General features: G+C 69.8%; 24 protein-coding genes. 6 read left to right on the forward strand and 18 right to left on the reverse strand.

The window, feature by feature from the left end:
- Positions 1-9: 9 nt before the first annotated feature.
- From murD to ACZ50N_RS15570, 9 genes are all read right to left on the reverse strand, one after another.
- Entirely contained in the window at positions 10-1,452 is a 1,443-nt protein-coding gene (gene murD, locus ACZ50N_RS15530; protein ID WP_464473233.1) for a UDP-N-acetylmuramoyl-L-alanine--D-glutamate ligase, read from the reverse strand.
- A 1-nt stretch (position 1,453) separates the two neighbouring features.
- Positions 1,454-2,533 carry a phospho-N-acetylmuramoyl-pentapeptide-transferase gene (gene mraY / locus ACZ50N_RS15535; RefSeq protein WP_046366717.1) on the reverse strand — a complete coding sequence of 360 codons (1,080 nt, stop codon included), beginning with the start codon at positions 2,531-2,533 and terminating at the stop codon, positions 1,454-1,456.
- On the reverse strand, positions 2,530-4,005 hold the full coding sequence (locus ACZ50N_RS15540; protein WP_464473234.1) for a UDP-N-acetylmuramoyl-tripeptide--D-alanyl-D-alanine ligase: 1,476 nt from the start codon (positions 4,003-4,005) through the stop codon (positions 2,530-2,532). The genes mraY and ACZ50N_RS15540 overlap by 4 nt, the downstream gene beginning before the upstream one ends.
- Complete coding sequence (locus ACZ50N_RS15545; protein WP_464473235.1) at positions 4,002-5,546, reverse strand: UDP-N-acetylmuramoyl-L-alanyl-D-glutamate--2,6-diaminopimelate ligase; 1,545 nt, start codon at positions 5,544-5,546, stop codon at positions 4,002-4,004. Before ACZ50N_RS15545 ends, ACZ50N_RS15540 begins: the two co-directional genes overlap by 4 nt.
- Before the next feature lie 52 nt (positions 5,547-5,598).
- Positions 5,599-7,572 (reverse strand): peptidoglycan D,D-transpeptidase FtsI family protein, encoded by a 1,974-nt coding sequence (locus ACZ50N_RS15550; protein ID WP_464473236.1) that lies wholly within the window; start codon positions 7,570-7,572, stop codon positions 5,599-5,601.
- Positions 7,569-8,576, reverse strand: a complete 1,008-nt coding sequence (gene ftsL, locus ACZ50N_RS15555; RefSeq protein ID WP_277242737.1) for a cell division protein FtsL — start codon at positions 8,574-8,576, stop codon at positions 7,569-7,571. Before ftsL ends, ACZ50N_RS15550 begins: the two co-directional genes overlap by 4 nt.
- A 5-nt stretch (positions 8,577-8,581) precedes the next feature.
- Complete coding sequence (gene rsmH, locus ACZ50N_RS15560) at positions 8,582-9,682, reverse strand: 16S rRNA (cytosine(1402)-N(4))-methyltransferase RsmH (protein WP_082164008.1); 1,101 nt, start codon at positions 9,680-9,682, stop codon at positions 8,582-8,584.
- Positions 9,657-10,091, reverse strand: a complete 435-nt coding sequence (locus tag ACZ50N_RS15565; RefSeq protein WP_046366858.1) for a division/cell wall cluster transcriptional repressor MraZ — start codon at positions 10,089-10,091, stop codon at positions 9,657-9,659. Before ACZ50N_RS15565 ends, rsmH begins: the two co-directional genes overlap by 26 nt.
- Before the next feature lie 305 nt (positions 10,092-10,396).
- Entirely contained in the window at positions 10,397-10,813 is a 417-nt protein-coding gene (locus ACZ50N_RS15570; protein WP_046365830.1) for an SCO2097 family morphological protein, read from the reverse strand.
- A 229-nt stretch (positions 10,814-11,042) separates the two neighbouring features.
- Here ACZ50N_RS15570 and ACZ50N_RS15575 point away from each other — a divergent pair, with 229 nt between their 5' ends.
- The 4 genes from ACZ50N_RS15575 (at position 11,043) to ACZ50N_RS15590 (ending at position 15,099) form a co-directional block, all read left to right on the forward strand.
- Complete coding sequence (locus ACZ50N_RS15575) at positions 11,043-11,627, forward strand: GNAT family N-acetyltransferase (RefSeq protein WP_046365831.1); 585 nt, start codon at positions 11,043-11,045, stop codon at positions 11,625-11,627.
- Positions 11,628-11,665: 38 nt separating this feature from the next.
- Entirely contained in the window at positions 11,666-12,355 is a 690-nt protein-coding gene (locus ACZ50N_RS15580; RefSeq protein ID WP_046365832.1) for an LppM family (lipo)protein, read from the forward strand.
- Between the two features lie 78 nt (positions 12,356-12,433).
- Positions 12,434-13,546: a bifunctional (2E,6E)-farnesyl/geranyl diphosphate synthase gene (gene idsA2 / locus ACZ50N_RS15585; RefSeq protein WP_046365833.1), complete on the forward strand. Its 1,113-nt coding sequence runs from the start codon at positions 12,434-12,436 to the stop codon at positions 13,544-13,546.
- Positions 13,547-13,548: 2 nt separating this feature from the next.
- A complete protein-coding gene (locus ACZ50N_RS15590) occupies positions 13,549-15,099 on the forward strand; it encodes an alpha-(1->6)-mannopyranosyltransferase A (protein ID WP_464473237.1) in 1,551 nt (516 codons plus the stop codon).
- Here the strand turns inward: ACZ50N_RS15590 and ACZ50N_RS15595 are convergent.
- Positions 15,020-15,424, reverse strand: a complete 405-nt coding sequence (locus ACZ50N_RS15595; protein ID WP_046365834.1) for an Rv2175c family DNA-binding protein — start codon at positions 15,422-15,424, stop codon at positions 15,020-15,022. The genes ACZ50N_RS15590 and ACZ50N_RS15595 overlap by 80 nt on opposite strands.
- Positions 15,425-15,508: 84 nt before the next feature.
- On the opposite strand from ACZ50N_RS15595, the gene ACZ50N_RS15600 reads away from it, so the two are divergent.
- Positions 15,509-16,723, forward strand: coding sequence for a protein kinase domain-containing protein (locus ACZ50N_RS15600; RefSeq protein WP_464473238.1), 1,215 nt, complete (start codon positions 15,509-15,511; stop codon positions 16,721-16,723).
- Here the strand turns inward: ACZ50N_RS15600 and ACZ50N_RS15605 are convergent.
- From ACZ50N_RS15605 to ACZ50N_RS15615, 3 genes are read right to left on the reverse strand one after another with little or no spacing between them, the layout of a single operon-like run.
- On the reverse strand, positions 16,720-18,108 hold the full coding sequence (locus tag ACZ50N_RS15605; RefSeq protein ID WP_046365836.1) for a class II 3-deoxy-7-phosphoheptulonate synthase: 1,389 nt from the start codon (positions 18,106-18,108) through the stop codon (positions 16,720-16,722). The genes ACZ50N_RS15600 and ACZ50N_RS15605 overlap by 4 nt on opposite strands.
- 20 nt (positions 18,109-18,128) lie before the next feature.
- Positions 18,129-18,617 (reverse strand): polyadenylate-specific 3'-exoribonuclease AS, encoded by a 489-nt coding sequence (locus ACZ50N_RS15610; RefSeq protein ID WP_046365837.1) that lies wholly within the window; start codon positions 18,615-18,617, stop codon positions 18,129-18,131.
- Positions 18,617-19,489, reverse strand: a complete 873-nt coding sequence (locus ACZ50N_RS15615) for a hypothetical protein (RefSeq protein ID WP_464473239.1) — start codon at positions 19,487-19,489, stop codon at positions 18,617-18,619. Before ACZ50N_RS15615 ends, ACZ50N_RS15610 begins: the two co-directional genes overlap by 1 nt.
- Positions 19,490-19,584: 95 nt before the next feature.
- Here ACZ50N_RS15615 and ACZ50N_RS15620 point away from each other — a divergent pair, with 95 nt between their 5' ends.
- On the forward strand, positions 19,585-20,856 hold the full coding sequence (locus tag ACZ50N_RS15620) for a glycosyltransferase 87 family protein (protein ID WP_048422628.1): 1,272 nt from the start codon (positions 19,585-19,587) through the stop codon (positions 20,854-20,856).
- 52 nt (positions 20,857-20,908) lie between these two features.
- On the opposite strand, the gene ACZ50N_RS15625 is transcribed toward ACZ50N_RS15620, so the two are convergent.
- From ACZ50N_RS15625 to ACZ50N_RS15645, 5 genes are all read right to left on the reverse strand, one after another.
- Positions 20,909-21,634, reverse strand: coding sequence for a lysophospholipid acyltransferase family protein (locus tag ACZ50N_RS15625; protein ID WP_046365840.1), 726 nt, complete (start codon positions 21,632-21,634; stop codon positions 20,909-20,911).
- A gap of 77 nt (positions 21,635-21,711) precedes the next feature.
- Positions 21,712-22,101 carry a hypothetical protein gene (locus ACZ50N_RS15630; RefSeq protein ID WP_048422723.1) on the reverse strand — a complete coding sequence of 130 codons (390 nt, stop codon included), beginning with the start codon at positions 22,099-22,101 and terminating at the stop codon, positions 21,712-21,714.
- A complete protein-coding gene (locus ACZ50N_RS15635; protein ID WP_082133517.1) occupies positions 22,098-23,375 on the reverse strand; it encodes an ArsA family ATPase in 1,278 nt (425 codons plus the stop codon). Before ACZ50N_RS15635 ends, ACZ50N_RS15630 begins: the two co-directional genes overlap by 4 nt.
- Positions 23,368-23,805, reverse strand: coding sequence for an SRPBCC family protein (locus ACZ50N_RS15640; protein ID WP_046365842.1), 438 nt, complete (start codon positions 23,803-23,805; stop codon positions 23,368-23,370). Before ACZ50N_RS15640 ends, ACZ50N_RS15635 begins: the two co-directional genes overlap by 8 nt.
- Positions 23,806-23,904: 99 nt before the next feature.
- Positions 23,905-24,294, reverse strand: a complete 390-nt coding sequence (locus tag ACZ50N_RS15645) for a polyketide cyclase / dehydrase and lipid transport (RefSeq protein WP_046365843.1) — start codon at positions 24,292-24,294, stop codon at positions 23,905-23,907.
- Between the last annotated feature and the right edge of the window lie 80 nt (positions 24,295-24,374).

Here is a 24,374-nt window from a genome sequence, read left to right on the forward strand (position 1 = left end):
CGGTGACCGCTACCGGATCGCTGCGCGTACGGCCGCGGCGAACGTGTCGCCCCGGTGCCCGTAGCTGCGGAACTGGTCGAAGGAGGCGCCTGCCGGTGCCAGCAGCACCGTGTCGCCGGGCCCGGCGAGGCCGCGTGCAGCGTCGACGACGGCCGCCATGACGGCGTCGGCCACCGGACCGTCACCCGCCCGAGCGTGAGTCACACCTGTCACAGCTTTCTCAACCACCCCAGAATCCTCCCCCGTCAGCACCTCGACGACGGGGACATCCGGTGCGTGTCGTGCGAGCGCCTCGGCCACGACCGCCCGGTCGCGGCCCAGCAGGACGACGCCGACCAGGCGGTTCGCCACCGCGACCAGCAGATCATCGACGGACGCGCCCTTCAGCAGACCGCCCGCGACCCACACCACCCGCGGGTACGCGCTGATCGATGCGCGGGCGGCATGCGGGTTGGTGGCCTTCGAATCGTCGACGTAGGTCACCCCGTCGGCAGCGGCGACCACCTCGGCCCGGTGCCGGCCCACCGCGAACGACTCGAGCGCACCCGCCACCGCATCGGCGGGCACCCCGACGGCACGCGCCAGCGCGGCGGCTGCCAGCGCATTGAGCACACCCACCGGACCTGCCACCGGAACCCCTGCCGTTTCGGCCAGCACCAGCCCATCGGCGAACGCGTTGTCGATCAGCCGGCCGTCGACCACGCCCAGCTCGCCGGGGCCCGGCTCGCCGAGCCGGAAGCCGACCCGGGTCGGTGCGGCGCAATCGGCCAGCAGCGCAGCCGCGGTCGGATCGTTCACGCCGCCCACCGCGATCGGGCCCGTCAGCGCACGGGCCTTGTCCGCCGCGTACGCATCGAGCGAACCGTGCCAGTCCAGATGGTCCTCGGCCACGTTGAGCACCGCGCCGGCGTCCGGGTGCACCGACGGCGCCCAGTGCAGCTGGAAGCTCGACAGCTCGACGGCCAGCACGTCGACCGGCTGGTCCAGCACGGCCAGCACGGGTTCGCCGATGTTGCCGCACAGCGCCGCGCGTCGGCCCGCCGCGCACAGCATCGCGTGCAGCATCGACGTCGTCGTGGTCTTTCCGTTCGTCCCGGTCACCACCAGCCACGTCTTCGGCGGCCCGTAGTGCCCGGCCCGGTCCAGCCGCCAGGCCAGCTCCACGTCCCCCCACACCGGCACGCCGGCCGCCGCGGCGGCGGTGGGCACCGCGCCATCGGGCGGGATACCGGGGCTCACGACGACGAGGTCGAACCCGGCGATCGTCGCGGCGGCACCCGCCGGGTCGATCACCGCGCCACCCTGTTGGGCGTAGGCCGTCAGCGCCGAGGGGCTGTCGTCGGTCAGGGTGGCCCGCGCGCCCAGCGGGGTCAGCGCGGCCAGCACCGCCCGTCCGGTGATCCCGGCCCCGACGACCAGCACGGCGGCGCCGGGCGCGATCACGTCGCTCACGTCACGCACCGACGGTCGTGAGCCACTCGCTGTAGAACAGCGCCACCCCGAGGCCGCAGGCGATCGCGGTCAGCAGCCAGAACCGGATGATCACCGTGGTCTCCGCCCACCCCACCAGCTCGAAATGGTGGTGGAACGGCGCCATCCGGAACACGCGCCGCCCGGTGGTGCGGAACGCCATGATCTGCACCACCACCGAGGTGACCTCGGCGACGAACAGCGCGCCGAGCACCACGGCGAGCATCTCGGTGCGGCTGGTCACCGACAGTCCGGCGATGACGCCGCCCAGCGCGAGCGACCCCGTGTCACCCATGAAGATCTTGGCCGGCGCGGCGTTCCACCACAGGAAGCCGATGCAGGCGCCGGCGGTGGCCGCGGCGATGATCGCCAGATCCAACGGATCCCGGACGTTGTAGCAGCCGAGGCCGGGGCTGGTGGCGCACGCGTTGCGGAACTGCCAGAACGTGATCAGCACATAGGCGGCGCACACCATCGCCATCGCGCCGGCGGCCAGCCCGTCCAGGCCGTCGGTGAAGTTCACCGCGTTGGACCAGGCGCTGACCACCACCACGCAAAACAGCACGAAGATCGACGGCGCCAGCGTGACGGTCGCGATTTCGCGCACGTAGGACAGCTCGGCACTGCCAGGGGTCAGCCCGTCGGCGTTGCGGAACTGCAGCGCCAACACACCGAACAGCACCGCGGCGACGAGGATGCCGACGGTCTTGGCGGTCTTGTTGAGCCCCAGGTTGCGGGCCCGGCGCAGCTTGATGAGGTCGTCGGTGAACCCCACGACGCCGAGCGCAGTGGCCAGTCCGAGCACGAGCAGCCCGGACGCCGATGGCCCCTTGCCGTCGATCACCACCCCGACAAGATGCGTGCCGAAGTAGCTGGCCCAGATGCCGGCGACGATCGCCACGCCCCCCATCGACGGGGTGCCCCGCTTCTTGGCGTGGCTGGGCGGGCCGTCCTCGCGGATCTCGTGGCCGAAACCCTGCCGGGTGAACAGCCGGATCAGCACCGGGGTGAGCAGGATCGACACCGCCAGAGCGATCCCGACCGCGATCAGGATCTGCCTCATGCGCCGTCCTCGGCGATCAGCGCGTCGGCGACCACGCCGAGGCCGGCGGCATTGGACGCCTTGACCAGCACGACGTCGCCGGGCTGCAGTTCCGCACGCAACAGCTCCAGTGCGGCATCGGCGTCGGCGACCGGCGTGGCCTCCGAACCCCAGGAGCCCTCCATCACGGCCCCGTTCAGCATGGCGCTCATAGGCCTCCCGGTTCCGACGACAACGAGTCGAGAGACATCTAAGCGCACGGCCAACCGACCGATGCGGTCGTGCTCGGTAATCGAGTCCTCGCCAAGTTCGCCCATCTCGCCGAGCACCGCCCAGGTGCGCCCCTCACGGCCCATCCACGCCAGCGCCTTGAGGCCCGCGCTCATCGAGTCGGGGTTGGCGTTGTAGGCGTCGTTGATGATCGTCACGCCGTCGGCGCGGGTGGTGACGGCCATCCGCTGCCGCGACACCGGTCCGGCGTTGGCCAACGCGTCGGCGATCTGCTCCAGCGTGGCGCCACACTCGAGCGCGACGGCGGCCGCGCACAGCGCGTTGGAGACCTGATGGTCACCGTGTACCGACAGCGACACCCCGATCTGCCCGTCGGCGGTGTGCAGCGTGAATTCCGGGCGCGCCAGCTCGTCCAGCCTCACGTCATCGGCCCACACGTCGCGCTCGGATGCGGACCGCCCGACGCGCACGACCCGCGCCTCTGTCACCTCGGCCATCTTCGCCACCACCGAGTCGTCGGCGTTGAGGATCACCACCCCGGATGCCGGAACCGACTGCGGCAGTTCGGATTTGGTCTCTGCGATCGCCTCGCGGGAGCCGAACTCGCCGAGGTGGGCGGTGCCGACGTTCAGCACCGCAGCGATCGACGGCCGCGCGATCCGCGCGAGCGCGGCGATGTTGCCGCGGTGCCGCGCCGACATCTCCAGGACGAGGAAATCGGTGTCGGCGGTCGCCCGCAACACCGTCCAGGGGTGACCGAGCTCGTTGTTGAACGACCCGGGCGGGGCGATCACCTCGCCCAGCGGGGCGAGGACCGCGGCGATCAGGTCCTTGGTCGATGTCTTGCCCGAGGAGCCGGTGATCCCGATGATCGTCAGGCCACCGGCGGCCAGCTCGGTGGCCACCGCAGCCGCCAGCTTCGCCAGAGCCGCCAGCACCGCCGCGCCGGAGCCGTCGGTGTCGTGCTCGAGCACGCCGGCCGCACCGTCCTCGGCGGCGACCGGGTCCACCACGACCGCGGGCACCCCGACCGGGCGTGCGGCGAGCACCCCGACCGCGCCCGCGTCGACCGCCGCCGCCGCGAAGTCGTGCCCGTCGGACCGCGCACCCGGCAGCGCGAGGAACAGGCTGCCCGGACCGACTGCGCGCGAATCGAATTCGACCGTTCCGGTGACGCGCAGGGCCGCCGCCTCCTCGGCGCTCACATCGGCGAGCCGGCCACCCACGATCTCGGCGATCTGGGCCAGCGACAGATCGATCATCGGCTCTCCGTCTCCGCGGTCAGCGCGTCGAGCGCGGCGCCGAGCTCGGCGCGGTCGTCGAACGGCCGGGTGACACCCCGGCTGGTCTGGCCCGTCTCATGGCCCTTACCGGCGATCAGCACCACATCGCCCTCGCGTGCCCATGACACCGCATGGTCGATGGCAGCGCGGCGCTCCCCGATCTCGACCACCTCGGCACGGTTGTCCTGCGCGCCCCGCGCACCGGCCACGATCGCGGCCCGGATCTCGGCCGGCTCCTCGTCGCGCGGATTGTCGTCGGTGACCACCACCAGGTCGGCCAGTTCCGCGGCGACCTCCCCCATCGGCCCTCTCTTGCCGGCATCCCGGTTTCCGCCGGCACCGAACACCACGGCGACCCGGCCGGTGCACTGGCTGCGCAGCGTGTCCAGCACAGCCTTCAGTGCTCCCGGTTTGTGCGCATAGTCGACGACCGCCAGGAACGGCTGCCCGCGGTCCACCTTTTCCAACCGGCCCGGCACCGTCGCCGCCCGCAGACCGGGCACCGCCTGCTCGGGCGAGACCCCCACCGCATCGAGCAACGCCAGCGCCAACGCCGCGTTGGCGATGTTGTAGCGGCCCGGCAGGCCGATCTCGATGCCGTGGTGCACCCCCGCGGGGTCGATCGCCACGAAATCCTGCACCCCGTCACCTTGTGAGCGGACCTGCTCGACCGTCCAGTCGGCGGTGCCCTCGACCGCGACGGTGACCGCGGTGTCGGCGCGACGCGCCATCGCGCGACCCCATTCGTCGTCGACGCAGATCACCGCTTGCGCGGCATGCGTCGGCGAGGCGGGATCGAACAGCTTGGCCTTGGCGTCGAAGTAGTCCTCCATCGTGGGATGGAAGTCGAGATGGTCCCGCGACAGATTGGTGAAACCGCCGACGGCGAACGCCGTGCCGTCCACCCGGCCCAGCGTCAGCGCGTGGCTGGACACCTCCATCACCACCGTGTCGACCCCGCGTTCGAGCATGACCGCGAACAGCGCCTGCAGGTCGGGCGCCTCGGGAGTGGTCAGGCTGCCTGCCTCGGGGCGGCCGTCGATGCGCACCCCGACGGTGCCGATCAACCCGGCCACCCGCTCGGCCGCGCGCAGACCGGCCTCGATCAGGTAGGTGGTGGTGGTCTTGCCGGAGGTACCCGTGACGCCGATGACACGCAGCCGACGCGACGGATGGCCGTAGACCGCGGCGGCCGCCTCGCCGAGCACCGTGCGCGGGTGCGCGTGCAGCAGCACCGGCACACCGACCCCACCGGCGGCCGAGAGTTCAGCCAGCCCGTCGTGATCGGTCAGCACCGCCACAGCACCCCGCGCCACCGCGTCGGCGGCGTAGCGGGCCCCGTGAGAGCGCGCACCCGGAAGGGCAGCGAACAGGTCACCCGGCTGGGCGTCCTGGCCCCGAAGCGTCACTCCCGTCAGATGCACCTGCGGGAGCGGCTCGACCTCGGCGTGCACGGCGGAGATCAGCCGGGCCACGTCCTCCAGCGACAGGCCTTCGGGGTGATGGGGGCGCAGATTCATGGCCATGCCACAGTACCCAGCCCCGCATCCAGGCCGTGGCCGCCCGCGAGCGTCACCCCGCCTGGAGGGTCAGCGGCGCTCCGGGATCCTTGGACAGCGGCACGTTCTCCCGCTGCAGCAACCACGAGGCGATGTTGTGGAACAGCGGCGCGGCCGAGGACCCTGGCGAGCCGTCGGCGGCCCGGTGCGGCGCGTCCATCATCACGCCCACCACATAGCGCGGATCGTCGGCCGGGGCCATGCCGGCGAACGTGATCCAGTAGACGTTGTCGTAGTAGCAGCCGCAGGCCGGGTTGATCTGCTGGGCGGTGCCGGTCTTGCCGGCGATCTGGTATCCCTCGACCGCCGCGGCGGGACCGGTGCCCTGCTGGATCCCCATCGGATCGCGCTGCACCACCGCGCGGAACATGTCGCGCACGGTGCGCGCCGTCTCCGGGGAGATCACCCGGATGCCGTCGGGCCGCGGCTCGTCGGTGCGGGTGCCGTCGGCGGCGATCGTCGCCTTGAGGATGCGCGGCGGGATGCGTACCCCGTCGTTGGCGATGGTCTGATAGATCGCCGACATCTGCAGCAGGGTCATCGAAAGACCCTGGCCAATCGGAAGATTCGAGAACGTGCTGCCCGACCACTGGTCTATGGGAGGAACCAGACCCGCACTCTCACCGGGCAAGCCGACGCCGGTGCGCTGACCGAGCCCGAACTTGCGCAGCATCTCGGCATACTTCTGCGGCCCGACGCGCTGCGCCAGCATGAGCGTGCCCACGTTGGAGGACTTCCCGAACACGCCGGTGGTGGTGTACGGCATCGTGCCGTGGTTCCAGGCGTCGCGGACGGTGACCCCGCCCATGTCGATGGAACCGGGAACCTGCAACACCTCGTCCGGGGTGGACAGGTGGTTCTCGATCACCGACGCAGCGGTGATGATCTTGTTGACCGAACCCGGTTCGAACGGCGAGGACACCGACAGATTGCCCAGCTCGCGAGTGGACTGCTTGCTGACGTCCTGCGCGGGGTTGAACGTGTTGTCGTTCGACATCGCCAGCACCTCACCGGTTTTGGCGTCGAGCACGACAGCGGAGACGTTCTTGGCGCCCGAGGCCTCCTTGGCCATCTGGACCTGCTGCTGGACGTAGAACTGGATGTCGTCGTCCAGGGTGAGCATCACCGTCGACCCGTTCACCGCGTCATGCCGGTTGCGGTAGCTCCCCGGGATCACGACGCCGTCGGAGCCGCGGTCGTAGGTGACCGAACCGTCGGTGCCGGCGAGCACGGAGTCCAGCGAGTCCTCCAGGCCGAGCAAGCCGTGGCCGTCCCAGTCGATGCCGCCGACGATGTTGGCCGCCAGCGACCCGCCCGGATACTGCCGCAGATCCTGACGTTCGGCGCCGACCTCCGGGAAATCGGTGGTGATCGCGTCGGCGATCGCGGGATCGACCGCGCGGGCCAGGTACACGAACGTCTCGTTGCTGCGCAGCTTCTTGAGCACGGTGGCGCTGTCCGGCTTGTTGCCCAGACGCTTCGCCACACCGTCGGCGATCTGCTGCAGGCGCGCATCGGGTGCCGGCACCGCATCGCCCGCATCGCCGGTCTCATTGCTCGCGGCTTTGGCGTTCTCGGTGGCCTTCTCGGTGGCCTTCTCGTAGGCCTCCTGCAACTGCTTGCGCACCCGCACGGGCTGGAACGTCAGCGCGCGGGCCTCGATGGTGAAGGCCAGCTTGTCGCTGTTGCGGTCCACGATCGAGCCCCGCAGCGCGGCATCGATGTCGGTGACCTTGAGCTGCCCGGCGGCTTCGGCACGCAGCCCGTCGGCCTTCGGCACCTGCAGTGTGAACAGCTGGGCTGCGGCGAGGACGATCAGCAGGAAGATCACCGCGTTGCCCGTGCGGTGCCGGAAGACGAAGGACGCGCTGCGCAGCCCGCTGTTCGCCGTGGATTGACTGGGCTGACGCACCCGGCGCGACCGGGCCGAGCGTTCGGCACCGGCCGCGCGCGTGGTCCGTCGCGCAGGCTGCGCCTTGCGACTCATGCCGGCGGGCCCGGCACCGGTGCGGCGGGATCGACGGGAGCAGGGGCGGGCTGGACGACGGGGGCGGCCGGATCAACGGGCGCCGGAATCGGGCCGGGCAGCGCACCGGCGACCGCATGCGGCACCTCGGCCGGCTGGGGAGCGCCGGGCACCTGGCCCGCGAGCATGGGTGTCTGACCCGGGAGCAGCGGCGCCTGACCCGGGAGCAGCGGCGCGGTGAGGGGCATGGTCTGCGACGGTAGCCGGACCGGGACCTCGGACGGCGTTACGACGCGCGGGGCGGGCGGCGCGGGCGGAGCCGGCTCGGGCAGCGGCGCGTTGAGCGGGGGCGGCGGTACGCCCTCGGCAGGCTTGGGGGTGCCGACGACGACCCAGTTGCCCGAGGCGTCCTGCACCAGGTGGGCCGTGTCGCGGGACGGGATCATGCCGAGATTGCGGGCGGCCTCGGCCAGTGCGGGCGCCGCCTGCGCCTGCAGCACATCGCGCTCGAGCGCTTCCTTCTGCTGCAGCAGGGCCTGATTGATCTGGCGGGCATGGCCCAGCTGATACGACCGTTCGGCCGCGTCGGTGGAGAGCCACAGCGTGACGCCCAATCCCAGGCCCAGGCAGCCGATGATGAGGACCACGAACGGGACCCGGGCGACGAGCCGGCGCGGGTTGAGATCGATCGACGCGAGGCGAACGAGGAGGCGCTCCCGCAGCGGCGGCCGGACGATCTTGGGCGCCTTGGCCTTCCGAGCCTTCGCGCGGGCCTTGGCCTGGCTCGCGGTCTTCGGCCGGGCCGGGGTGTCGGTGAGCCGCTGGATCGGTGTGGTGCGCGGGGCGGGCCTGCTCCGGTCGGCGGCACGTGCGCGCGGAGAGGCGTCGACGGGCGCACGGCCGGCGTCGCGCACCGGGCGGCGGCCGGCCTTCTTCGGCTTGCCCGCCGCTGCGCGGGACGAGGTGCGAGCCTTCTCGTTCTTGCCTGCCTTCGGGCCGGCCTTGGGTGTCCTCTGGGTCTTCATGAGTGCTACTGCCCCCCAACTTTCTCCAACGCGCGCAACCGAACCGGAGCGCTTCTGGGATTGCGATCGATCTCCTGCGCACTCGCGCGTTCAGCACCCCGGGTCAGGGCGACGAATTCCGGCCCATGGCCGGGCAATTCGACCGGCAGACCGGCGGGGGTCCGCGACGCAGTCGCCGCGGCGAACTCTCCCTTGACGATGCGGTCTTCCAGCGACTGGTAGGCCATCACGGCGATCCGCCCACCGGATCGCAACGCACGCAACGCCTTCGGGATGGCCAGCCGCAGCGCGTCGAGCTCGGCGTTGACCGCGATGCGCAGCGCTTGAAAGGTCCGCTTGCCGGGGTGCCCGCCGGTCCGCCGCGCCGGCGCCGGGATCGCCTGGTAGAGCAGCTCGACCAACTCGCCCGTCGTCGTGAACGGCGTGACCGCGCGGCGACGCACGATGTGCGCGGCGATGCGTCCGGCGAACTTCTCCTCGCCGTACTCGCGCAGAATCCGCGCGATCTGCTTCTCCTCGTAGGTGTTGAGGATGTCGGCGGCGGTCAGCGGGGCGTCGGAATCCATCCGCATGTCCAGCGGTGCGTCCGTCGAGTAGGAGAACCCGCGCTCCGGCTGGTCGAGCTGCATCGAGGACACGCCCAGGTCGAACAGGAACGCATCGATGTCGGTCAGCTCGAACCCGTCGTAGCGGGTGCGTATCGCGGTGAACCGGTCGCCGAAGCGCGCGAGCCGCTCGCCGGCGATCCGCAGGGCTGCGGGATCGCGGTCCAACCCGACGACGTGCAGCGCGGGGAAATCGGTCAGGAAGCGTTCGGTGTGCCCGCCGGCACCCAGGGTGGCGTCGACGAGCGTCGCGCCGGCACCGTCGTCACCGCGCCGGGTCAATGCGGGGGCGAGAAGTTCGACGCAGCGGTCCAGCAGAACCGGAACGTGGGGCTCTTGGGTCATCGCAGCAGCCTCAGCGATCGGGGCGGCCCCTGCGGCGTGGTCCCTGTCCGAGAGCCCGGACCTGACGTCGGGGAAGTACGTCAGGGTCGGTTCGGACAGAGGCCGCGCCGCACGGGCCTGCGGGGCCAGGTCAAATGATGTCGCCGAGTGCTTCATCGCTGGCCGCGGAGAAGTTCTCTTCGTGAAGCTCCTGGTAGTCCTGCCATGCCTGGGCGTCCCAGATCTCGAGGAATTCGATCGAGCCGATGACCACGCACTCCTTGCTGAGGTTCGCGTAGCGGCGGTGCTCGGCGGACAGCGTGATGCGGCCCTGGGCGTCCGGATACTGCTCGTCGGTGCTGGCGGCCAGGTTGCGCAGGTATGCGCGTGCCTGCGGATTGCCCCGCTTGGCCCGGCCGGAGATCTCGGTGACCATCTCCTCGAACTCCGCCCGCGGATAGACAGCCAGGCTGTGATCTTGACTCTTGGTGACCATCAATCCTCCTGCCAGTGCGTCGCGGAACTTGGCGGGCAGCGTCAGCCGCCCCTTGTCATCGAGCTTGGGCGTGTAGGTGCCGAAGAACATCTCGCCACCTCGCTCAGACCTCGCCCTGGCGGAACTCCGGTCGCTCCGTTGTCCGCCACTTTACCCCACAATCCCCCACTTTGCGCCGAACCACCGCTGGCATTTCGCGCGCGTCCCCCACGACGTGCAGGTCGTCAACGAGAAGACGCCGAGAAGAAGGCGCACGGAAGCCGACGAAGGCCTCACAAGAACCGATGAAACCCGAGCTCAACCGCATGACATCCGTCCTGCGGGAGCACGGTGGGGGGTGGTGGGGCAAAAAAAGAGGGGCAGCCCTGGCGGGCTGCCCCTGAAACTGCGGACCGTTACTCGTCGAAGCGGCGGCGGAACCGGTCTTCCATCCGGCTCGTGAACGAACCACCGCCACCCTTGGCGCGCTTCTGCCTGTTCGCCGCGCCACCGGGGCCACTGCCGGCCGCCGGGCGCTCCCCGGCCACACCGACCCGCGGACCGGTGATCGCGAAGACGACACCGCCGAACATCACGATGAAGCCGATCACCGACAGGATCGGGAAGCTGCCGATCATCGTCGCCTTGAACGCCACACCCGACACCAACATCGCGAGGCCGACCACGAACAGCGCGCCGCCTTGCAGCCGGCGCCGCGTCGACGGCGCCCTCAGGGTCCCGCCACGAACGCTGGACGCGAACTTGGGGTCCTCGGCATAGAGCGCGCTCTCGATCTGATCGAGCATGCGCTGCTCATGATCGGAGAGTGGCATTCGTCCCTCCCTCTTGCCGTGGGGGCGTCTCAGTCGTTCAAACATCAGGGTGTGCCCGTGTGGACGGGCACGCAACGTCAATGATACGAGCAGAATCTGAGCCGTACCACCTACTTCGGTCCCTGATTCTATGACGAGGGGCTGTCGGCGGATGCCGCGCGTCATGGTTCGCTGCGTTCAGTCCGATAATGGTGGCGGCCACCGGGTCCCCGCAGGGAAAGGCAGATACTTGGCGACGCATCTGATCGAGCTGTCGCCCGTCGATATGCAGCGCCGTCTGAGTGACGCCCTGTCCATCTACGTCGATGCCATGCACTACCCCCGAGGCACCGAGGAGCAGCGCGCCTCGATGTGGGTCGAGCACACCCGCAGACACGGCTGGAAAGCGGTGGCCGCCGTCCAGACCAGCGACGAGCCCGGCGAGGATCCGACCGAGGCGCCCATGGTCGGTATCGCCTACGGATACTGCGGGGCACCCGATCAGTGGTGGCAGCAGCAGGTGGTCGCCGGACTGCGCCGCAGCGGCGCCGACGCCGCCCACATCACAGCGCTGATGACCAGCTACTTCGAGCTGACCGAGCTGCACATCCTGCCACCGGCCCAGGGCCGCGGGCTGGGCGAGGCGCTGATCCGCCAGCTGCTGGCCGGCCGCGGCGAAGACCACGTGCTGCTGTCCACTCCGGAGATCAACGGAGAGGCCAACCGGGCCTGGCGGCTCTACCGGCGGCTCGGGTTCAGCGATGTCATCCGCGGCTACCACTTCTCCGGAGATCCGCGGGCCTTCGCGATCCTCGGCCGCGCCCTTCCGCTGTAGAACGCCTGCGCCGATGTGAGGTCTGGCACGATGACCGGGTGCTCAACCGCCACCGGACCTCCCGGCGTGTCCTCACGATACTGCTGCTGCTGTTGGTGCTGGCGCCGTCACTGATCGGGTGCGTCCGGGTGCGCACCTCGCTGACGGTCTCCCCCGACGACCGGGTGTCCGGCCAGATCGTCGCGGCGGCGAAACCGCGCGACGACAGCGACCGAGGTCCGCAACTGCTCAACAACCTGCCGTTCGCGCAGAAGGTCGCGGTGTCGGATTACGACCGAGACGACTACGTCGGCTCCCAGGCCGTCTTCTCCGACCTCACCTTCGCCGAGCTGCCCCAGCTCGCCGGGATGAACCGCGACGCCGCCGGCGTCGACATCTCACTACGCCGCGCCGGCGACTTGGTCATCCTCGAGGGCCGCGCCGACCTCACCTCACTCAGCGATCCGGAAGCCGACGTCTCTCTGTCGGTGTCGTTCCCCGGTGAGGTCACCTCCACCAACGGCGATCGGGTGTCCTCCGAGGTGGTCGAATGGAAACTGCGGCCCGGCGTGGTCAGCACCATGAACGCCCAGGCCCGCTACACCGACCCCAGCGCGCGCTCGTTCACCGGCGCCGCCATCTGGCTCGGCGTCGCATCGCTCGTCGTCGCCGGCATCATCGGATGGCTGGCCTACCGCACCCGCGACCAGACGGCCAAGCCCGGGCAACCCGAAGAACAGCCCCGCTAGGCGCTGCAACGACCATCGACCGGAGGCAGGCTCTACGCTGAGCACCGGACCAACGGAAGAAAGGGGCGCCCGCTGAGCGTGGATGCCAATGCCAGTTCCAGTGCCACCGCCGACGGCGCTGCGGCACCGTCAGCGGTCGAGCTGGCCGCGGCCGTCACCGAACAGCTCCGCGGCTACCTGCAGGAGCGGCGCCGTGACGCGGCCTACATCGGCGCCGACTACGCGGTACTGACCGAAGCACTCGAAGAATTCGTGCTGCGCGGCGGCAAGCGGCTGCGCCCGGCGTTCGCGTACTGGGGATGGCGCGCGGTGGCCGGCACCGAGCCCGATGCCACGGTGCTCCGCCTGTTCTCGGCGCTGGAACTGCTGCATGCGTGCGCGCTGGTGCACGACGACGTGATCGACGCGTCGGCGACCCGGCGCGGACTGCCCACCGTCCACCGCATCTTCTCCGACCGGCACCGCGAGCAGCGCTGGCACGGCTCCCCCGACCAGTTCGGCCTGTCAGCGGCCATCCTGCTCGGCGATCTGTCCCTGGTGTGGGCCGACGACATCGTCACCACAGCACCCATCGGAGCCGACGCGCGGGCCCGGGTGCAGCGGGTGTGGGCCGCGATCAGGACCGAAGTACTCGGGGGCCAGTACCTCGACATCGTCAACGAGGCCAGCGGCGCCGACACGGTGGCCGCGGCGTTGACCGTCAACACCTACAAGACAGCCTCCTACACCATCTCGCGACCGCTGCAGTTCGGCGCCGCGGCCGCCGCGGACCGCCCGGAGATCCAGGACGCCTTCCACGAGGTGGGCACCGGCCTCGGGATCGCATTCCAACTGCGCGACGACGTGCTCGGCGTGTTCGGCGATCCGGCGGTCACCGGAAAACCGTCCGGTGACGATCTGCGCTCCGGCAAGCGCACCGTGCTACTGGCCGAGGCGATCGCGCTGGCCGAACAGCGGGACCCTGCGGGCGCCACTCTGCTGCGCACCTCCATCGGGACGGATCTCTCGGACGACGCCGTCACCGAGCTGCGCGCCCTCATCGAATCCGTCGGAGCGCTGGCCGCCGTCGAGAATCGCATCGAGACGCTGACCGCCACCGCGATCGGCACTCTCGACTCCGCACCCATCGACGCGCAGGCCCGTGCGGGGCTCACCGAGCTCGCCAGATTGGCCGCGAACCGTACCGCGTAGGCATGACGACACCCGCGCTCTCCCCCGCACCGCCGCTGCCGCGGTTCCGCGCCTTCGCGGCATCACCGGCGGCCAAACCCGCCTGGGTCGGGGCCCTGGGGGCGGTCCTCGTCACCGCTGGCGGCCTCGGCGCCGGCAGCACCCGGCTGCACGACCCGGTACTCGAGTCGATGCACCTGTCGTGGCTGAGGTTCGGGCACGGCCTGGTGCTCTCGTCGCTGCTGCTGTGGAGCGGTGTGGCCCTGATGCTGCTCGCCTGGCTCTGGCTCGGCCGGCACGTGATCGCACGGACCGCAACGCATTACACGATGGTGGTCACCACCGGCTTCTGGCTGGCGCCGCTGCTGCTCAGCGTTCCGCTGTTCAGCCGCGACACCTACTCCTACCTCGCCCAGGGCGCGCTGCTGCGCGACGGGTTCGACCCGTATCTGGTCGGACCGATCGACAATCCGAACTCGTTGCTGGACAACGTGAGTCCCATCTGGACCACGACGACGGCCCCGTACGGGCCCGCCTTCATCCTGGTCGCGAAGTTCGTCACGATGCTCGTCGGCAACGACGTCGTCGCCGGCACCATGCTGCTGCGGCTGTGCATGCTGCCCGGCCTGGCCCTGCTGATCTGGGCGGTCCCGCGGGTGGCCCGCCATGTCGGCGCGAACACAGCTGCCGCCCTGTGGATCTGCGTGCTCAATCCGCTGGTGATCATCCAGCTGATGGGCGGCGTGCACAACGAGATGCTGATGGTGGGGCTGATGATGGCCGGCATCGCGCTGTGTTTCGGCGGCCGCTGCGTGTCAGGGGTGACCCTGATCGGGGTCGCCGTCGCGGTGAAAGCCACCGCAGGCCTGGCCCTTCCGTTCATGGTGTGGGTGTGGGCGCGCGGTCTGCAGCAGCGACGCGGCTTCTCCCCGGGCAAGGCGTTCCTGGTCGCCACCGCCTCGTGTGTGGTCGTGTTCGCGGCGGTGTTCGCAGTACTGTCCCTGGCCGCCGGTGTGGGGCTGGGCTGGCTGACGGCGCTGGCCGGGTCGGTCAAGATCATCAACTGGCTGACGATCCCCACGGCCATCGCGAACTTCACCAACGCGGTGATCGGGCTCGTCATCCCCGTGAACTTCTATGCGGTGCTGGACATCCTGCGCATCATCGGGATCGGCATCATCGCCGTGTCGGCGCCGGTGCTGTGGTGGAGATACCGGCGCACCGATCGCGACGCACTGATGGGCATCGCCATGCTGATGGTGATCGTGGTGCTGTTCGTGCCTGCGGCGCTGCCGTGGTACTACACCTGGCCGCTCGCGGTGATGGCCGCCCTCGCCCAGTCGCCACGGGCCATCGCGCTGATCGCCGGCTTCTCGACGTGGATCACGGTGATCTGGCGGCCCGACGGCGCCCACGGCATGTACTCGTGGTTCCACGTCGCGCTCGCGACCGCTTGCGCGGTGGGTGCCTGGTACTGGCTGCACCGCGCACCGTCTAGTACGCCATCGCCTGCGCTCGGCGAACCACCTCTCGAGCCTGATGCGAATGCAGCGCGTCCACCGGGCGCGCATTAGCCAGCCCGTCGCTCGCCCCATCACGCCGGATCGTCAGCGACGAATCCGGGGTGAACAGCCACCGCACGATCTCGGTTTCGTGATACCCGCCGTCGCGCAGCACGACGAGTAGACCCGGCAGCGGTTTGACCACGTGGCCCTTCTCGTCGAAGAAGACCTTGGGGACCACCACCTCCCGGCCGCGGCGCACGGCGACCAGCTGTCCTTCCCGCAGGTGCTGATGCACCTTGCTGACCGGAACCTTCAACAGGCGGGCGACTGTGGGCAGGTCGTAGACGTCCTCATCGGGAGACAACACGTCCTCGGCAGTCGGAATGCTGCTCATCGCACAGAGTCTAGGCGGTCGCAGCACCGGGCGACGCCGCTTGGCGGGTCGGCAGCGCCCTGGCTCGTACCACTGGCTCGTACCATGAGTCCGATGGAAACCTTCCAGCCGACCGGCGGGCTCACCGGCGCAGTGCTGGACGGCCGCTACCGCGTCGGCGCCTTGATCGCCACCGGCGGCATGTCCGCGGTGTACCGCGGCGTGGACATGCGGCTGGACCGCCCGGTGGCGTTGAAGGTCATGGACAGCCGCTACGCCGGCGACGAACAGTTCCTCACCCGGTTCCAGCGTGAAGCCCGGGCCGTCGCCCGGTTGAAGGACCCCGGCCTGGTCTCGGTGTACGACCAGGGCGGCGGCACCCGCGGCGGCGAACCCCCCTACCTGGCGATGGAACTCGTCGACGGCGGCACGCTGCGCGAGCTGCTGCGGGAGCGCGGCCCGATGCCGCCGCACGCGGTGGCCGCGGTGCTGCGGCCCGTACTGTCCGGGCTGGCCGCCGCCCACCGGGCCGGACTGGTGCACCGCGACGTCAAACCCGAGAACGTGCTCATCAGCGACGACGGCGAGGTCAAGATCGCCGACTTCGGCCTGGTGCGAGCCCTGGCCGAGGCCAAGATCACCGCGACCAGTGTGATCCTCGGCACCGCCGCGTATCTGGCGCCCGAGCAGGTGTCGGCCGGCGACACCGACGCCCGCGGCGACGTGTACGCCGCCGGCGTCCTGGTCTTCGAACTGCTCACCGGCAGCACACCGTTCACCGGCGACAACCCCCTCGCCGTGGCCTACCAGCGGCTGGACCACGACGTACCCCCGCCGAGCAGCCGGATCGCCGGTGTGCCACGGCAATTCGACGAACTCGTGGCGTGCGCAACATCGCGCGACCCGGCGGGCCGCTTCGCCGACGCGGCCGAGATGGGCGAGGAACTCGACGCGATCGCCGTCCAACTCGGGCTACCCCGATTCACGGTGCCCTCCCCGCGCAACTCCGCGATGCACCAGTCGGCGTCCGTCGTCGACGCACCGACGACGAACGTCGCCGGCCCGCGGCACACCCGAGTCATGGAACGCGACGAGGCGCCCGCACCCGAACCCGATGACGCGGACGGCGACTCAGATTTCGACGACGAACATTGGCCGGCGACAGGGCGATTCGCCGGAATCGACCTCGAGGAGTTCTACTGGGCCCGCCAGCGTGCCCGGCGCGTGCTGCTGTTCTGGGTCATCGCCGTGCTGACGCTGGCGGCGCTGGCCGGTGCCGGCGCGTGGACGCTCGGCACCAACCTGCACAATCTGCTCTAATCGCGCAGCATCTCCGCGACCAAGAACGCCAGCTCCAGCGACTGCTGCGTGTTCAGTCGCGGATCGCACGCCGTCTCGTAGCGACCGGCCAGATCGGTGTCCGAAATGTCCTGCGCGCCACCGAGACACTCAGTGACGTTCTCGCCGGTGATCTCGACGTGGATGCCGCCCGGGTGGGTGCCCAGCGCATGGTGCACCTCGAAGAAGCCCTGCACCTCGTCGACGATGCGATCGAAGTGCCGCGTCTTGTACCCCGTCGACGACTCGTGGGTGTTGCCGTGCATCGGATCGCACTGCCAGATCACCTGATGGCCCGAGGCCTGCACCTTCTCGATGATCGCCGGCAGCACGTCGCGGACCTTGTGGTTGCCCATCCGGCTGACCAGCGTGAGACGGCCGGCCTCGTTGTTCGGGTCCAGCCGCTCGACGTACTCCACGGCCAGCTCCGGCGACGTCGACGGCCCGATCTTGATGCCGATGGGGTTGGCGATCACCTCTGCGAGTGCGACATGAGCGCCGTCGAGCTGGCGCGTGCGCTCGCCGATCCACAGGTAATGCGCGGACAGGTCGTAGAGCTTCGGCCCGGTGGTCGACTCGGTGTCCATCCGCAGCATCGCGCGCTCGTAGTCGAGCACCAGCGCCTCGTGGCTGGCGAAGATCTCGGCGGTGTCGAGGTTGCGGTCGTCGACCCGGCAGGCACTCATGAACCGCATCCCACGATCGATCTCGCCGGCCAGCGCCTCGTAGCGCGCCCCGGCGGGCGAGGTGCGGACGAACTCGCGGTTCCACTCGTGGACGTGATGCAGCGACGCCATCCCCGACGAGGTCAGCGCCCGCACCAGATTCATCGCAGCGCTAGCGTTGGCGTACGCGCGCACCAGTCGCGACGGATCGTGCTCGCGCACCGCAGCATCGGGGGCGAACCCGTTGACCATGTCGCCGCGGTAGGACCTCAAACCCAGCGCGTCGGTGTCCGACGACCGTGGCTTCGCGTACTGGCCGGCGATACGGGCCACCTTCACCACGGGCATGCTCGCGCCGTAGGTCAGCACCACCGCCATCTGCAGCAACGTGCGGATGTTGGCGCGGATGTGCGGTTCGGTGTTGTCGACGAACGTCTCGGCGCAATCGCCGCCCTGCAGCAGGAACGCCTTACCCCGCGCCACATCGGCCAGCTGGGCCTTGAGCTTCTCGACCTCCGAGGGCACGGTCACCGGGGGCACGCTCTCCAACACGGTCCGCATCGCGGCAGCCTGCCCGGCGTCCCAGCTCGGCTGCTGCAGCGCCTCGCGGGCCAGCGCCGCATCCAGGCGCGCACGCAGATCCTCGGGCAGCGGAGGCAGCGGAGGCAGCTGGTCGATGGGTACGTCGACGGTCCAGTTCACCCACCCATGGTAACGGCGGGTCAAAACCGCTTTTCGCCGGTGATCAGCTGGTAGCGGACCAGGTTGTGCTTGGCGTCGACGAGCGCGTCGTGGGCGTCCCGCGGCCGGGGCGGCATCCGCGGGCTGCCGTGGTCCTCCCAGAACTGGCGCAACTCCCGGGTGAACCGCGGCATCGCCGGCGGCAGATCCGTCATCGGACCCCACAGCTGGCACAGCACCACGTGGTCGTAGGCGCCGACCCAGGCCCACAGCTCGATCGGCTCGTCACCGTCGACGCCGAAGAAATCCTCCAGCTCCGAGCGGATCTGGCGCCGGGACCGCCACAGCTTCGACGCCGGCGACGGCAGCTTGGGCAGCACGTTCTTGCGCACCCACCGGCCGGCCCGCTCGGGGTCGAACTCGGTCGAGATCGCGTAGTACTCGCGGCCGTCCTCGGCGGCGACGCCGATCGAGATCAGCTCGATCGTGCGGCCGTTGTCGATGAACTCGGTGTCGTAGAAGTAGCGCACTACGCGACGTCCCTGCTGGGCGCGGGCGCAGCGTGGATCTCGCGATCGAGTTCCTGATCCACCAGCTTGTCGTCCGGGAACTTCGGCATGCCCGAGATCGCGTCCTGCAGCCAGAGTTTGGCCTGGATGACCGGCCGGCGTAGCCAGCGTTCCCGCTCCAGCGCGCGATGCATCTTGCGGGGCCGGTTCGTGTACCGCCACCGGGCCCACGGCGCGTGGGGGCGCGAGAGCCGGATCGCACCGACGACCAGCAGCGGGGTGATGAACATGCCGACCAACCCCGTCCACACCTTCCCTTTGAGCAGCACGATCACTGCCAGCGCCAACGTCAGCACCGCCGTGCCGATCACCAGCACGCGCGCCGCCACGGAGTCGTCGTCACGCCAGATGGTGACGTCGAAGAACGACAGCGGATTGAAGCCCAGGATCAGCAGGCCCGCCACCGCGACGGCGACGAACACCGCGTCCACCGATGCCCGGCCGTCTTCGGACCAGTAGACGTCGGACAGGTGCAGGATCAGCGCGAACTCGTCGAGCACCAACGCCGCGCCGATCCCGAAGACCATCGACGCCGCGGTGAACTCGGGTACACCGCCGTCGACAGCCAACGTGACCATCGCGACCCCGGAGACCATGACCAGGATCACACCGATCACCACGTGGTGGATGTGCAGCCCGCCGCCGCCGGAGATGTTGCGCGGCTGCCACCACTTACGAGGGGCATCGCTGTCGGCGTGGCTGCGGATGTACCGCACGATCGTGCGGGTCACGAAGAACGTCAGGATGAACGCGACCAGGCAGCACACCAGCGGTAACCGGGAGTACGGGATGCCATCGGGTAACCCGAAGTCGATGTCCAGGGTCGGGTGCACGAGGAGAACGTACGCCAAAAGTCCCGTCGACCTGCGCGTGTCGGGCCCGGGGTCGCGCCTGCGCCGCGGTGCGCACCGATAGTCTGGTCGGCGATATGAGGACGTTGCGGGCGGGTTGGATGCCGACGCTGGCCTGGCGGCTGTTCTGCCTGCTGGCGGTGATGGCGCTGGTCGGGGTGGCCTGGCGGCTGCTCGGCCACACCCCGTACCGGATCGACATCGACGTGTACCGCATGGGCGGACGGGCCTGGCTGGACGGCCAACCCCTCTACGCCGACGGCGCGATGTTCCACACCCGCGGCGGCATCGACCTGCCCTTCACCTATCCCCCGCTGGCCGCCGTGGTGTTCGCACCGTTCGCGCTGCTGAGCCTGGAAGCCGCCAGCGTGGCGATCACCGTGACCACGCTGATCCTGCTGGTGGTGTCGACGGTGATCCTGCTGACGCGCCTCGACGTGTGGCCGACGACGCAGCTCACCGGTGAGCCGGCCTGGCTGCGCCGCACGTGGCTGGCCGCGGCGATCGTCGCGCCCGCGGTGATCTACCTGGAGCCGATCCGCGCCAACTTCGACTTCGGCCAGATCAACGTCGTGCTGATGACGTTGGTGATCGCCGACTGCGTGCCGCGGCGCACCCCCTGGCCGCGGGGTCTGCTGCTGGGCGTGGCGATCGCGCTCAAGCTCACCCCTGCGGTGTTCCTGCTGTACTTCCTGCTGCGCCGCGACACCCGGGCGCTGCTGGTGACCGTGGCCTCGACGATCGGGGCGACGCTGCTGGGCTTCGCGTTCGCGTGGCGGGACTCGTGGGAGTACTGGACCGAAACCGTGCGCAACACCGACCGGATCGGGACCGCGACGCTGAACACCAATCAGAACATCGCGGGCGCGCTGGCCCGGCTGGGCCTCGGCGAGGACGTGCGCTTCGTGCTGTGGACGGTGTTGTGCTTCGCGGTGCTGGCGCTGACGGTGTGGGCGGTGCGCCGGACGCTGCGCGCCGAGCAGCCCGTCCTGGCGTTGATGTGCGTGGCGATGTTCGGCCTGGCGGTGTCCCCGGTGTCGTGGTCACACCACTGGGTGTGGACGCTTCCGGTGATGGTGACGACGGCCGTGCTCGCGGTGCGGCTGCGGCACGTGGGTCTGGCGGCGGTGTTCGTGGTCGGGTTGCCGCTGATGGTGTGGACGCCGATCACGCTGCTGCCCGAGCACCGTGAGACCACGGCCTCGCTGTGGCGGCAGCTGGCCGGCGCGTCCTATCTGTGGTGGGCGCTGGCGACGATCGTCGTCGCCGGGACCATCACGACCGCCGCGGCGCGTAGCCGGACGGCTGCCGTGAGCCCACTGACCGCGGAAGCGCATTCCGGGCTGTGATCTGACGCCGATCGCAGCCACGGCTTCTCACCGGGCGCGCGACACGCCGGAATCAGCCGGCGGCAGATTCCGGAAGGCGGGTCGGCGGCTTCCCGGCCGCCTCACCTTTTCCCTCTTTGATGTCGGCCGCATAGAGGTCGACGTACTCCTGGCCGGACAGGCGCATCAGCTCGTACATGACCTCGTCGATCACCGCACGCTCGATGAACCGGTTACCGGCAAGACCTTCGAAGCGGGAGAAGTCCATCGGGGCGCCGAAGCGAACCGTCACCCGGCCGAAGCGCCACATCTTGCTGCCCGGCGGGTTGACGACGTCGGTACCGATCATCGCGACCGGGATCACGGGCACCTGCGTCTCGAGCGCGAGCCGGGCCAGACCCGTCTTGCCCTTGTAGAGCCGGCCGTCTGGCGAGCGCGTGCCCTCCGGATACATACCGAGCAGTTTGCCCTGGCTCACGATGCGCTCGGCGGTGGTCAGCGCGCTCTGGGCGCTGTCGGCGTCGGTGCGGTCGATCGGCACCTGCCCGGCCACCGTGTAGAACCAGCGGGTGAACCACCCTTTGAGCCCCGTTCCGGTGAAGTACTCGGCCTTGGCGAGGAACGTGATCCGCCGGTTCACCACCAGGGGCAGGTAGAAACTGTCCGCCACCGCCAGGTGGTTACTGGCCAGGATCACCGCACCGTTGGCCGGAACATGCTCCAAGCCTTCCACTTTGGGCCGGCCGAGCAATGTCAACAACGGCCCCATGAAGACGAACTTGAACAGCCAGTACCACATGGACCCTCCAGTTCACCCGACCGCGACGCTCTGCGCCAACCTTACCCACGCCGTGTGCCGCCGACCACAGCTGACGCCTACTCCTCGACTGTGACCGGGATGTGCTGATAGCGGCCCGGGGGCGGCGGCGCGTCCGGCGGAGGCTCGGGATCGGGGGCGGCACCGCCACCGGCACCGGCCTGATCGGCTGTTTCGGCCCGCTCGGCTTGGTCGTTGACGATCGCGCGCACCACCGTGAGCAGCGCGACGCTGTGCTCGGCGACCACCGAGAGCAGGGGGTGCTGCTCGCCGGACACCAGCGCCGCGAGTGCACACACCGGGCACCACACCTGCTGACAGCGACCGGGGTTGTCGGGGGCACTGGCCGCACGCGCTGCGGCCAACCGGATGGCAGGCTCCAGCCGGTCGAGGATCGTCTGGGCGAGCGCCCGCAGTTCCGGGCCCGGGTCAGGGTGAGTGCCACTCATGCTGGCCACACCTCCGGGTTGGGTCGGAAACGCACCGTGAGCTCGGTGCCGCGAAGCTGGGCGTCGACGACGATGCACCGGCGGAGCACCGAGGCCAGACGCACCCGGCGCCGCATCCCGCCGACGCCGATGATCAGGTCGTCATCGACCCTACCCAACGACAGCGACGTCGAATCCACCTGAGGCAGGTCCACCCGCAGCCGGTACACCGCATCCACACCGGTGCCGGACTCCCTGTCGACGACCGGCCGCAGCGGACCCGGCGGCGGCGAACCGTCCCGCCGGCGCGCGTTGTCGAGCAGCTCGCCGAGCGCCTTCGGACCGATCGGCTCACCCGCCAGGTGCGGCACCAGAACCAGCGCGACGTCGCCGATCACCCGATCCAGTTCGTCGAGCACCGCGCGCTGCTCCCCGATGCGTTCGGCGTACCAGTCGAACGCGGGATGCTCCGGCAGGTTGCGGTATTCGAACGAATCGTCCTGCACCAGAACCTGATTGACGATCAGCTCGGTGACCTGGACACCCATCAGGGTCAGCGAACCGAGCGTGCGGGCCGCCTCGGCGGCCACCACCCGCTCCGGCGTCATCACCAGATGCGCGCCGACCCGCGCCGAGTCGGTCAGCATCGTGCCCAGCCGATCGGTGCTCGCACCGATACGCTCCAGCAGTCCCACCACCGCCACCGACCGCGGATCGTCGAACGTGGACAGCCGGCGGTGCCGGGGCCAGGCCCGCTCGAGGTACAGCCCGAACGTGGCGGGCAGGGTGAGCATGCGCATCGCGTCGGCGGTCGAGGCGCAGTCGACGACGACCAGGTCCCAGCGCCCGGAGTCGGCCAGTTCGGCCACCTCATGCAGGCCGAGCACCTCCTGCACTCCGGGAAGGGCCGAAAGCTCTTCGGGCGCAAGGTCGCTCACATCCGATTCCGGGAAGCGACCCGCGAGCAGACCGGCTGTCTCCCGCCAGTGGGCCGCCAGCAGCGCCAGCGTGTCCAGTGCCAGTGCGTCGAGCACCCCTCCGCCTCCATCGGCGGTGTCGAGGTCGGCGAGCACTCGAGTGGGAGCCCGCTCGCCCGTGGGGGTGATCGCCACGCCGAGCACGTCGCCGGTGGAGTGCGCCTGATCGGTCGACACGATCAGCACGCGCAGCCCCGCCCGCGCTGCGCGCACAGCCGTCGCGGTCGCCAGTGTCGACTTCCCCACGCCACCCTTGCCGACGAACAGACTGATCCGGGTCGCCCCGGACGCCGGGGTGGCGTCCGAGCGCTCAGTCAGCCTCGACTCGTTTCTTCAGATCCTTCAGGGCGGTGTCGGTCAACCTGCGTTCGGCCTTGCGTTTGAGCAGACCGATCATCGGGATCATCAGATCGACGGACAGTTCATAGGTGACGTCGGTGCCGGATCCCTTCGGCGCCAATCGGTATGCACCCTCCAGCGATTTGAGCAGCGTGCTCGACACCAGCGACCACGTGACCGACGCATGGTCGGCCGGCCACCGGTAGGCGAGCACCATCGCGTCCTTGAGCACCGCGGCGTCGAGCACCAGCCGCGCCACCAGGGGATACCCCTCGTCGTCGGCCTCGAGGATCTCGGCTTCCTTGTACTCGTTCACCCAGTCGGGGTAGGACCCGATGTCGGCGATGACATCCATCACCGTCGAGGGATCGGCGTCGATGTAGATCGTCTGAGCCGTCTTGTCCGCCACTGAAGTCTTCTCCAGTCCTTCCCGTGCTGAGCCGAGCCGCACATCCCCCGCTGTTGGCGGCGAATCTACCCTCCTGGCGCCTGGTATAGCCGGTATCGCTCAGGCCAACCGCGACACGCCGACGGGGCGGCCGGACTCCAGCTTCTGTTTCACTTCGAACGCCATCGCCTTGCCCGCCACGCGCCGGCGATGATTCATCTTCGCCAGGTTCATCTTCTTCAACTCCCAGGCCGCCACACCGGACGGCTCGGCATGCATGAAGTAGTGCAGAACCACGCCGTCGAGCACCTTCTCCAGCCAGATCTCCATGGACCCCGCGAGCGCGCCCGTCACTGTCCAGCGCTGCCCCAGCTCGCCGCGATCCTCGACCACGGTGAGTCGCAGATCCGGCCACCAGCGGGCCCAGCTCGCCGGATCGGCGACCGCGGCACCCACTGCCGCCGGATCCGCCGCGACGAACGTCTCGTCCGCGATCTGGATGCTGTTCATGACTGCTTACCTTCACACATGCTCCGGTTGCGCCGCAGTCGGGCCGACTACGCTGTACACGGCATAGCGGCGTGTCAAGC

Source organism: Mycolicibacterium obuense (assembly GCF_055397605.1).

Coding starts and splice junctions, on each gene's coding strand:
- mraY (WP_046366717.1), bottom strand. CDS start 2,533: ATGAGGCAGATCCTGATCGCGGTCGGGATCGCTCTGGCGGTGTCGATC.
- ACZ50N_RS15540 (WP_464473234.1), bottom strand. CDS start 4,005: ATGATCGATCTGTCGCTGGCCCAGATCGCCGAGATCGTGGGTGGCCGG.
- ACZ50N_RS15545 (WP_464473235.1), bottom strand. CDS start 5,546: ATGAATCTGCGCCCCCATCACCCCGAAGGCCTGTCGCTGGAGGACGTG.
- ACZ50N_RS15550 (WP_464473236.1), bottom strand. CDS start 7,572: ATGAGTCGCAAGGCGCAGCCTGCGCGACGGACCACGCGCGCGGCCGGT.
- ftsL (WP_277242737.1), bottom strand. CDS start 8,576: ATGAAGACCCAGAGGACACCCAAGGCCGGCCCGAAGGCAGGCAAGAAC.
- rsmH (WP_082164008.1), bottom strand. CDS start 9,682: ATGAAGCACTCGGCGACATCATTTGACCTGGCCCCGCAGGCCCGTGCG.
- ACZ50N_RS15565 (WP_046366858.1), bottom strand. CDS start 10,091: ATGTTCTTCGGCACCTACACGCCCAAGCTCGATGACAAGGGGCGGCTG.
- ACZ50N_RS15570 (WP_046365830.1), bottom strand. CDS start 10,813: ATGCCACTCTCCGATCATGAGCAGCGCATGCTCGATCAGATCGAGAGC.
- ACZ50N_RS15590 (WP_464473237.1), top strand. CDS start 13,549: ATGACGACACCCGCGCTCTCCCCCGCACCGCCGCTGCCGCGGTTCCGC.
- ACZ50N_RS15595 (WP_046365834.1), bottom strand. CDS start 15,424: ATGAGCAGCATTCCGACTGCCGAGGACGTGTTGTCTCCCGATGAGGAC.
- ACZ50N_RS15600 (WP_464473238.1), top strand. CDS start 15,509: ATGAGTCCGATGGAAACCTTCCAGCCGACCGGCGGGCTCACCGGCGCA.
- ACZ50N_RS15620 (WP_048422628.1), top strand. CDS start 19,585: ATGAGGACGTTGCGGGCGGGTTGGATGCCGACGCTGGCCTGGCGGCTG.
- ACZ50N_RS15625 (WP_046365840.1), bottom strand. CDS start 21,634: ATGTGGTACTGGCTGTTCAAGTTCGTCTTCATGGGGCCGTTGTTGACA.
- ACZ50N_RS15630 (WP_048422723.1), bottom strand. CDS start 22,101: ATGAGTGGCACTCACCCTGACCCGGGCCCGGAACTGCGGGCGCTCGCC.
- ACZ50N_RS15645 (WP_046365843.1), bottom strand. CDS start 24,294: ATGAACAGCATCCAGATCGCGGACGAGACGTTCGTCGCGGCGGATCCG.